The sequence below is a fragment of the uncultured Allobosea sp. genome (assembly GCF_945956895.1).
Classification (GTDB): domain Bacteria; phylum Pseudomonadota; class Alphaproteobacteria; order Rhizobiales; family Beijerinckiaceae; genus Allobosea.
This window is the reverse complement of sequence record NZ_CAMFJF010000023.1, coordinates 50528-60110: the sequence shown is the minus strand read 5'-3', so window position 1 is coordinate 60110 and position 9583 is coordinate 50528. Positions and strand designations below refer to the sequence as shown.

Below are 9583 nucleotides of genomic sequence, written 5' to 3'. Positions count from 1 at the left end.
TGATCGTGATGAACACGCCCTTCGGCAACTCGATCACCACCGCCGAGCACGCCATTGCCATGATGTTCGCGCTCGCCCGCCAGATTCCCTCGGCCGATACCTCGACCCAGGCCGGGAAGTGGGAGAAGAACCGCTTCATGGGCGTCGAGATCACGGCCAAGACGCTCGGCCTGATCGGCGCCGGCAATATCGGCTCGATCGTCGCCGAGCGCGCCATCGGCCTGAAGATGCGCGTCATCGCCTATGACCCCTATCTGTCGCCGGAACGCGCGGTCGCGCTCGGCGTCGAGAAGGTCGAGCTGGACGACCTCTTGAAGCGCGCCGACTTCATCACGCTGCACGTGCCCATGACCGAGAAGACCAAGAACATCCTCTCGGCCGAGAACCTCGCCAAGACCAAGAAGGGCGTGCGCATCATCAACTGCGCCCGCGGCGGCCTCGTCGACGAGCAGGCGCTGGCCGATCTGATCAAGTCCGGCCATGTCGCCGGCGCGGCCTTCGACGTGTTCTCGCAGGAGCCGGCCGAGACGAACCCGCTCTTCGGGCTGGAGAACGTCGTCTGCACGCCGCATCTCGGCGCCTCCACCAACGAGGCGCAGGAGAATGTCGCGCTGCAGGTCGCCGAGCAGATGAGCGACTACCTGCTCAAGGGCGCGATCACCAACGCGGTCAACTTCCCCTCGATCACGGCGGAAGAAGCGCCGCGCGTGAAGCCTTTCGTCGATCTCGCGGAGAAGCTCGGCTCCTTCCTCGGCCAGCTCACCGAGGCGCCGGTCAAGGGCATCCGCATCGAGTACGAGGGCGCGGTCGCGAGCCTGAACCTCAAGGCGATCTCTGCTGCCGCGATCACCGGCGTGCTCAGGCCCTTCCTGCCCGAGATCAACATGGTCAACTCGGCCATGGTGGCGAAGGAGAAGGGCATCGTCGTCGAGGAACTGACCCGCGAGGTCGCCGGCAATCTCGAAAGCGTCATCCGCATCGTCGTCGAGGCCGAGGACATGCCGCGCCACGCCTCCGGCACGGTGTTCCAGGACGGCAAGCCGCGCATCGTCGAGATCCGCGACATCGCGGTCGATGCCGAGTTCGCGCCGCACATGCTCTATGTCCGCAATGCCGACAAGCCGGGTTTCATCGGCCAGTTCGGTTCGCTGCTGGGCGCCGCCGGCGTCAATGTCGCGACCTTCGCGCTCGGCCGCGACAAGCCCGGCGGCGACGCGATCTGCTACGTCTCGGTCGACGAGCCGATCTCGGACGAACTGCTCGACAAGATCCACGAGATCCCGATGGTCAAGCGCGCCCGGCGGCTGAAGTTCTGATCGCGATCAACCCGCTGAAGGTTCTCGTCGCCGCGCCTGCCGGGGCGGCGGAGCCTGTTCATTTCGAGGTCCGCCGCGACGAAGCGGCGGGTCTCTGGTACGCGATGGATACCGGCGAGCTCGGCATCGTCACCGAGGCCGACACGCTGGAGGCGCGGCGCGAGCGCTTGAACCAGCTCCTGCCGGAATGCTTCGGCATCGAGGGTTGTCCGGTCGAGCTGTCGCTTTGCGATAACGAGTCGATGTAGCGGTTGGTAGAAAAACCGCTTGGAGACAACTATATCATCCCACATCATCGTCTCCCATAAGAGGTCAGGTAGCGAATGATGAAACGGCACGCGATCGTCAGGGCGGCGTGGGATAGCGAGGCCAGCGTCTGGTATGTCGAAGAGTCGGATATTCCCGGCCTCGCGACGGAAAGTGGGACGCTCGAAGGCCTGCGCCAGCGTATCCGCGATATCATTCCCGACCTCCTTGAAGATGCAGTGGACCTTCCTGAAGAGATCGAGGTAGACATCATTGCTCACGCGCATGAGCGCGTCCGGACTGCTGCATAGGAACCGAGGTTCAGCGCAAAGGCGCATCTTCATATACCAACTTTCATACCTGCATGTGAAAATTCATATCTGGATATGAAAACCTGCATACTTCGAGGCGAAATATCTTACTTTATAGTACTCGTCATTGCACTTGACGACGAATCAGGTGGCACTCTGTTTGTGAGACGCCCGTGAACAACTTTGCACCATCCGTTCGTAAGCTTCTGGCCGAGGCGGGCTACGAGCGTTTGCGATCGGGCAAGGGTGATCACGAAATTTGGCACCATTCCGAGAGCGGCAAACGCGTCTCCGTCGATAGCAGCATCAAATCCCGTCACACCGCCAACGGCATTCTCAAGCAAGCCGGCCTTCCCAAGGCCTTCTGAGCCGCCGCAACCTCGCCGCAATATCACGGCCCTGTGATCGCCCCGCACAGAGGACCGCCCATGCCTGCCCTTACCCGCCTTGCCGCCGCAGCTCTTGCTTGCCTCGCGGCAACCCCGGCCCTCGCCGACTGGGACCGCGACAAGCTCGACAAGGCGATCGAGGGCATCGAGCAGCAATCCAAGGGCCGTCTCGGCGTCGCGCTGATGGACCTGCGCGATCGCAAGCTCTGGTCGCATCGCGGCTCCGAGACCTTCCCGATGCAGAGCGTGTTCAAGCTGCCTTTGGCGGTCGCGGTGCTACAACAGGTCGAGGCCGGCAAGTTCAGGCTCGACCAGCCGATCACGGTCACCCGCAAGGATTTCTCGCTGTTCCACAGCCCGCTGGTCAAAAGCTTCAAGGGCGAGCGCAACGACCATCCGCTGCGTGAATTGATCCGCCTCGCCGCCGGCGAAAGCGACAACACCGCTGCCGACCTGCTGATGCGCGAGATCGGCGGACCGCAGGTCGTGACCAAGATGCTGCGCGACGGCGGCATAACCGGCATGTCGATCGACCGCTATGAGCGCCTGTTCCAGCCGGAGATCTACGGGCTCAAGGGCTTCGGCTGGGATCAGGTCGTCGACGAGAAAACCTTCCGCGCCGACCTCAAGGCGATGCGGCCGCGGCTACGCATCGCCGCTCTGTCCAACGCTCTCAAGGACGAGCGCGACGCCTCGACGCCGGAGGCGAGCGCGCAATTCCTCGAGGCCTTCGCCAAGGGCAACTGGCTGCGCGACCCCGCGCACACCGCCTTCATCGAGAAGATCGTCGCGGAATCGAAGGTCGGCACCGACCGGCTCAAGGCGGGCCTGCCGGCCGGCTCACGCTTCGCCCATCGCACCGGCCTCGGCCTGACCACGGACGGCATCAACCACGCCACCAACGATATCGGCATCGCGACGCTGCCGGACGGGCGGCACTTCGTCATCGTGACCTATCTCGCGGGTTCCCGCGCCGATGCCAAGGAGCGCGAGGCGGCGCTGGCGGACGTGGCGCGGCTGGCGGTTTCGGCGCTGCGCTGACGGACATTCCAAGCACCCGCACGCCGTGATGCTCGAGCTTGAGCCCTAAGCATCGCGGAAACCAGAGCCCTCTGGTCATGAGATGCTCGGGTCTGCGCTTCGCTCCGCCCGAGAATGGCGCTGAGGCGTACCCGCCCTACCGCCCCAGCCGCTCGGCGATAAAAATACCGCCGAGCACGAGCGCGAGCGCCACGGCGTGATAGAGGCCGAAGGGCTCGCCGAGGAGCAACACGGCCAGAACCGGCGCGAAGACCGGCACGAGATTGACGAAGACGCCGGCCCGCCCCGGCCCGATCAGCTCGATCGCCCGCATGAAGGACAATTGCGACAGGATAGAGGGGCCGATCACCGTGAAGGCGAGGATGGCCCAGCCCGCCGGTGTCGGCATGTGGAAGCGGCCCATGGCGATCTCGACGGCCAGCAATGGCAAGGAGACCAGGCAGGCAAAGGTCGCGACAACCGTGAAGAAGACGAGCTGGGGCATCGGCGGCCGGCTGCGGACCGCGACCGTGTAGCCGGCATAGAAGACGCAGGCCAGGATCATCAGCAGATCCCCGGGGACGAAGCGCAGGTTCGCGAGCACATGGGCATCGCCGCGGCTCGCCGTGACGGCAACCCCGAGCAGGGTGACGGCGACACCGAGCGCCTGCATGGCGCCGATCGGGATGCGATAGGCGACGAAGGCGCCGAGCAGCACGAAGATGGGGATCGAGCCCTGCAGAATGCCGATATTGATCGCCGTGGTCGAATACGCCGCGACATACATCAGGGTGTTGAAGGCGGTGAAGCCGATGATGCCCAGCAGCGCGATATACAGCCAGTGCGCCCTGATCTGCGGCAGATGTGCCGCGATCTGCCGCCGCAGCAGGAAGGGCATGATCAGGCAGACGCCAACCCAGCGAAAGGAGGTCAGTGCCATCGGCGAGATGTTGCCGACCGCGAACCGGCTGGCCACGGCATTGCCGGCCCAGATCAGCGTGGTCAACACCATCAGCAGATAGGCATTGCCCCAGGCGCGTTGCAGCCAGGTCTGGGAGGGGTGCACGTTTCCGCCCTGTTACGAGAAAGGGCTCATGCAATACCCTTGCGCGAACCCAGTCTCTATGAGATCGGGCGCAAGCCTGCCCGTCGCCCTGCGCATCCCTGCGGAACCTCCGATGATCGAAACCAGTGCCCGCCCGCTCCGCCTGCTCTTCGTCGACGGCAATATGCGCGACACGCGCGAAGGGCTGCGCCAATCCTATGGCATGGCCTATGGCGAGGCTTATGCGGCCGAGATCGCAGCGTTCGAGCCGGGGATCGTCTCCGACATCTGCCTGCCGGCCGACGAAGGGGCAAACCTTCCCGACAGCGCCGGGCTCGAATCCTATGACGGCATCTTCCTGACCGGCTCGGCCCTGCACATCTATGATACCGCTCCGGCGGTGACCCGGCAGATCGACCTGATGCGGGCGATCTATGCCAGCGGCACGCCCTGCTTCGGCTCCTGCTGGGGCATCCAGGTCGGCTCCGTCGCGGCCGGCGGCACCGTCACCGCCAATCCGAAGGGCCGCGAAACCGGCTTTGCCCGCAAGATCACGCCGACCGAGGCCGGCCGCAACCATGCGCTGCTCGCCAGCCGCCCAGCCGCCTTCGATGCCCCGGCGATCCATCTCGACACGATCGCGCTACCGGCGCATGGCACGACGATCCTCGCCTCCAACGCCTACAGCCAGGTTCAGGCCGCCGAGATCAAGCATAATGGCGGCACCTTCTGGGGCGTGCAGTACCATCCCGAATTCTCGCTGAAGCAGGTCGTCGCGATCCTCGACCGCCGGGTGCCGCTGATGATCAAGGAAGGCTTCCGCAAGGACGAGGCTTCCGCGAAAGCGTGGCTCGACGACATGATGACGCTCGATGCCGAACCCGGCCGGCAGGACCTCGCCTGGGCGCATGGCCTCGACCGCGAGGTGCTCGATGCCGAGCGCCGCGTCACCGAGCTGCGCAACTTCATGGAGCATCGCGTCAAGCTCCATGCCAGCGCGCGCGGTCGCGCCTGAGCCGACGAGCGGCGAACATCGTGAGCCCATCCCGGTTGTCTGACTGGGAATTCTCTGAGCCCTCATCCTGAAGAGTCATTTCTTTGGGAATGGCGTCTCGAAGGATGGTTCAGGAGGCTCCGGAACCACCTGGAACATCCTTCGAGACGCCGCTGACGCCGCCCCTCAGGATGAGGGCTCGAATTTGCAAACGGGCTCTCGGGATGAGGCCACTCCCGCAAACGCAGGATGTTTCGCACTCCCGCCCCGCCTATCCGCATTCCGGCCCAATTCCGCCTTGGACACGCCGAATTCGGTGGTGTCTATCACGGTGACGTGATTGCGATCTGGAGGGGATGATTTCGATGCGAAGCCATATTGCTGCTGCCCTGATTCTCGCGCCCGGCATTGCCGCTGCCGCCGAGACCGAATTGTCGAACCGGATCGATCGCGTCACGGTCTTTCCGGACGGGGCGGTGGTGACGCGCCTCGGCAAGGCCGATCTGCTGCAAGGCGCCTCGCAGATCGTGCTGCGCGGCCTGCCGGCGACGATCGACCCCGCCTCGATTCGCGTGGAAGGCAAGGGCGACGGCGCCTTCTCGGTCGGCGCGGTCGATGTCCGCATCACGCCCGGCGATGCCAAGCCCGTGCTCGACGCGGTGCTGGAAGAGAAGCTGAAGACGCTGCGCGGCGAGAAGGAGAAGCTCTCCGGCCAGGTCGCCGCGATCGAAGCCAAGCGCGCCACGATCGAGCGCTTCGCGCAGGTCGGCCCCGACAAGCTCGGCCCCGACGGCAAGGCCCTGCCCGTCGGTGACTGGCCGGCGGTGTTCGAGGCGATCGGCACCGCCCTCGTCAAGGTGCAGGACGAATTGCGCGGCACCCGCAACCGCCTTTCCGATGTCGAGGCCGAGATCGCTTCGCTGGAGCGCGCCCGCCCGTCGCCCGCCCGCCCCGGTGCCCCGAAGCGCGATGTCGCCATCGCCGTCGAGGCGCCACAGTCGATTTCGGCCGAGTTCACGGTGACCTATCGCGTCACTGGCGCGAACTGGACCCCGACCTACGAGGCGCGCCTGACCACGACCGGCGAGAAGCCGGAAATCGCCCTGACACGCCGCGCCGAGATCCGCCAGCGCAGCGGCGAGGCCTGGGACGACGTGGCGCTGACCCTCTCGACCACGCGCTCGACCGGTGGCACCCGCGCACCCGACCTCACTCCGATGCAGGTCGCCTTCTTCGAGCCGCAGATCGTCGCCGAGGCCCGCGCGCGGGCCATGGCTTTGGCGCGCAAGGCGGAAGCGGAGAAGGCTGCGGCCTCGGCGGGACCACGCCGGACGGCGGTCCCGGCAGCCCCTGCCGCGCCCGCGCCCGTAGACAGTCTCGCCAAGCCGGTCATCGCAGCGGATGTCGCCGAGGCCGCGCTCGAAGCCGGCGCCTATCAGGCGAATTTCCAGGTGCCCGGCCGCGCCTCGATCCCGCAGGACGGCAGCTCCAAGACGGTGACGCTGACCCAGCGCAAGACGGAAGCGACGCTCGCTGCCCGCACCGTGCCCGAAATGGAGCAGAAGGCCTATCTCGAAGCCGGCTTCACCCATGACGAGGAGGCGCCGCTGCTGGCCGGCCGCGTCGCGCTGCATCGCGACGGCACCTATGTCGGCATGGGTCAGTTCAATCTTGTCGCGCCCGGCGACAAGGTCGAGCTCGGCTTCGGCGCCGACGATCGAATCAAGGTCTCGTTCGCGCCGGTGAAGCGCCGCGAGAACGATCCGACCTGGCTCGGCCAGACCCGCACCGACCAGCGCGAGTTCCGCACGATGGTGAAGAGCCTGCACACAAGGCCGGTGAAGGTCACCGTGCTGGAGCGCATCCCGTTCTCGGAGAACAGCGGGATCACGGTCGAGACCATCGCGGCCCAGACCACGCCGCCGACCGAGAAGCAGGTCGGAGACCGGCGCGGCGTCGCCTCCTGGACCTTCGATCTTGCCCCCGGCACGGAGAAGGAGATCAAGCTCGCCTATCGCATCAAATGGCCGGGCGACCGCGAGCTCTCCTATGAGGAGCAGCCGCTGCCGGGGAAGTGAGCCAACCTGGCGTCATTCTCGGGCGGAGCGAAGCTTCGACCCGAGAATCTCTTTCAGGATAGATCGCCTCTTTCGGCCTGAGATGCTCGGGTCAAGCCCGAGCATGACGGCCTCGTCAGAGCCCCAACCCCATCTCGATCTCGCGCTTGCGGCCGAGATCGTTCATCCAGGTTCGGAACTTGGGTTGTGCCTCGATCTGGTGGGCATAGTGCCGCCGCAGCGCCTCGGTCATCCGGCCGCCACGGCCGAGCTGCGCGTCGGCGAAGCCGATCATCACCGAATTCGGCCAGGCCTGCGGCCGGATCTCGCGCAAGCGTGCGAACAGCGCATCCTCGTCCTCGGCCGGATCGGCCTGCGCCATCAAGGTCATCATCGCCGCCGTCGAGCGCGAGATGCCCATATGGCAATGCACCAGCAGATGGCCCTTCACCCGGCCGGTCGCGGTCTCGCGCAGGCCTTCGCCGAAGCGCAGGATCTCGCCGACATGGTCCGGCGTCGGCATGATCTGGCCGGGCAAGGGATCGATGATGTCGTGGAAGCGCAGCGTGACGCGATGGTGCTCGCCATAGGTCCCGAAGGCTTCGATCTCGGCCCGGTCGGGATCGAGCACCGAGAGCACATGCGTCACCTCGCGGGCGCTGTTGCCGGGCAACTCGTCGATGCCGCAGATCGTCAGGGTCGAGATGGACAGGGTCTTCATGGCGTGCCTCCGCTGCGGAGCCCGCCGCCTAACGCTCTTGCGCCGGCTATACAACCGCCGGGAATGACGGGCTGCCCTGCATGATTGCGGCCGGCCCCGAAGGGCCGGCTGCTATGGTTCTTACGCGGCGCCTTTGGCCTGCCCCAGCTCCTGATCGACGACGCCGACCCAGTAGCGCACGCCATCCGGGATGATCGCGTCGTTGAAGTCGTAGAGCGGGGTATGCAAGCCGACGAAGGAGCCATCCGGATTGACGCCGTTGCCGATGCGCATGAAGGCGCCCGGCCGGACCAGCATCATCTCGGCGAAATCCTCGCCACCCGTGCCGGGGCGAAGCTGGCCGTTGACCTTCTCGGCACCAACCGCCGCCGTCGCCGCAGCAACGCCGACCCGCACCTGCTCGGCCTCGTTCACCAGCGGGCTGGTGCCGCGACGGTAATGGGCTTCCGCCTTGCAGCCCCAGGTCTGCGCCGTCGCCGCAGCGAGCTCGCCGATACGGCGCTCGACGAGGTCGCGCACCTCCTGCGAATAGGTCCGCGCCGTGCCGCCGATGACGAGTTCGGAGGGAATGACGTTCGAGGCGTTGACGTCGCCGCCATGGATGAAGCCGACGCTGATCACGGCCGTGTCGAGCGGGGCGACGTTGCGGCCGATGATGCCCTGCAGCCCGAGCACGAAATGCGCCTGGGCATAGGTGATGTCGGTCGAGCGGTGCGGCTGCGAGCCGCCATGGCCGCCGACGCCCTGGAAGGTGACCTTCCACGAGTCAGCCGCGGCCAGGAACGGACCGACCGTGGTACCGAAGGTGCCGGGCGCCATGCCCGGCGTATTGTGCAGCCCGTAGATCGCGTCGCAGGGGAAGCGTTCGAACAACTTGTCGGCGAGCATCGCATTGGCGCCGCCGCGGCCCTCCTCGGCCGGCTGGAAGATCAGGTTGACGGTGCCCTCGAAATCCCGGTTTTCGGCGAGGTAGCGCCCGGCAGCGAGCAGCATCGTGGTGTGCCCGTCATGACCACAGGCATGCATCCTGCCCGGGTTCTTCGAGGAATAGGGCAGGTTCGTCGTCTCATCGAGCGCGAGGCAATCCATGTCGGCGCGCAGGCCCACGGCACGGCCGGGCTTGTTGCCTCGGATCACGCCGACGACGCCGGTCTTCCCGACATTCTCGGTGACCTCGACGCCCCACTCCCGCAGCTTGTCCGCGACGAGCTTGGCCGTGCGGACTTCTTCGAGACCGAGTTCGGGATGGGCGTGGATGTCGCGGCGGATCGCGGTGAAGGCGGCGTGATGCTGGTCGAGCCAGGCGTCGAGCTTCGTCATGGTCGGTGAGATCCCCTCTCCTGCAGATGCGGCGGCATGGCCCCTCCATCGCCGCCCGCTGGGCCCCCCTAGCCCTTACGCCCGATTGTGGCAGCATCACTGCGCAGATGCTGCAGGGCGGCCATGCTCAGGCAGTTTATCCCCCCGGATCACGCCCCCCGCTG

Annotated in this window: 10 protein-coding genes; 7 read left to right on the top strand and 3 right to left on the bottom strand. The window is 66.1% G+C overall.

The features are described from left to right. From serA to bla, 5 genes are all read left to right on the top strand, one after another. Positions 1 to 1316, top strand: a 1316-nt coding sequence (gene serA, locus Q0Q02_RS14260; RefSeq protein ID WP_293810404.1) for a phosphoglycerate dehydrogenase, incomplete at its 5' end; no start/stop codon positions are given. A 104-nt stretch (positions 1317 to 1420) separates the two neighbouring features. Further along, entirely contained in the window at positions 1421 to 1564 is a 144-nt protein-coding gene (locus Q0Q02_RS14255) for a hypothetical protein (protein WP_293810403.1), read from the top strand. 75 nt (positions 1565 to 1639) lie between these two features. Next, positions 1640 to 1873: a DUF1902 domain-containing protein gene (locus Q0Q02_RS14250; protein ID WP_293810402.1), complete on the top strand. Its 234-nt coding sequence runs from the start codon at positions 1640 to 1642 to the stop codon at positions 1871 to 1873. Positions 1874 to 2046: 173 nt separating this feature from the next. After that, positions 2047 to 2241 (top strand): type II toxin-antitoxin system HicA family toxin, encoded by a 195-nt coding sequence (locus Q0Q02_RS14245; RefSeq protein WP_293810401.1) that lies wholly within the window; start codon positions 2047 to 2049, stop codon positions 2239 to 2241. A 60-nt stretch (positions 2242 to 2301) separates the two neighbouring features. Then, on the top strand, positions 2302 to 3303 hold the full coding sequence (gene bla, locus Q0Q02_RS14240) for a class A beta-lactamase (protein ID WP_293810400.1): 1002 nt from the start codon (positions 2302 to 2304) through the stop codon (positions 3301 to 3303). Between the two features lie 136 nt (positions 3304 to 3439). Here the strand turns inward: bla and Q0Q02_RS14235 are convergent, their stop codons facing one another. Beyond that, the gene (locus Q0Q02_RS14235) at positions 3440 to 4348 is read right to left on the bottom strand and encodes a DMT family transporter (RefSeq protein ID WP_293810399.1); all 909 of its coding nucleotides are present in this window, start codon (positions 4346 to 4348) and stop codon (positions 3440 to 3442) included. Positions 4349 to 4460: 112 nt separating this feature from the next. Between Q0Q02_RS14235 and Q0Q02_RS14230 the strand changes: the two genes are divergently transcribed. Together Q0Q02_RS14230 and Q0Q02_RS14225 are read left to right on the top strand one after the other, a co-directional pair. Continuing rightward, positions 4461 to 5342, top strand: a complete 882-nt coding sequence (locus Q0Q02_RS14230; protein ID WP_293810398.1) for a type 1 glutamine amidotransferase — start codon at positions 4461 to 4463, stop codon at positions 5340 to 5342. A gap of 344 nt (positions 5343 to 5686) precedes the next feature. Then, positions 5687 to 7399, top strand: a complete 1713-nt coding sequence (locus Q0Q02_RS14225) for a mucoidy inhibitor MuiA family protein (RefSeq protein ID WP_293810397.1) — start codon at positions 5687 to 5689, stop codon at positions 7397 to 7399. A gap of 115 nt (positions 7400 to 7514) precedes the next feature. Here Q0Q02_RS14225 and Q0Q02_RS14220 read toward each other — a convergent pair whose 3' ends face one another. Next, positions 7515 to 8099, bottom strand: coding sequence for a protein-tyrosine-phosphatase (locus tag Q0Q02_RS14220; protein WP_293810396.1), 585 nt, complete (start codon positions 8097 to 8099; stop codon positions 7515 to 7517). Between the two features lie 120 nt (positions 8100 to 8219). Further along, positions 8220 to 9419 (bottom strand): M20 aminoacylase family protein, encoded by a 1200-nt coding sequence (locus Q0Q02_RS14215; protein WP_293810395.1) that lies wholly within the window; start codon positions 9417 to 9419, stop codon positions 8220 to 8222. Positions 9420 to 9583: the final 164 nt, after the last annotated feature.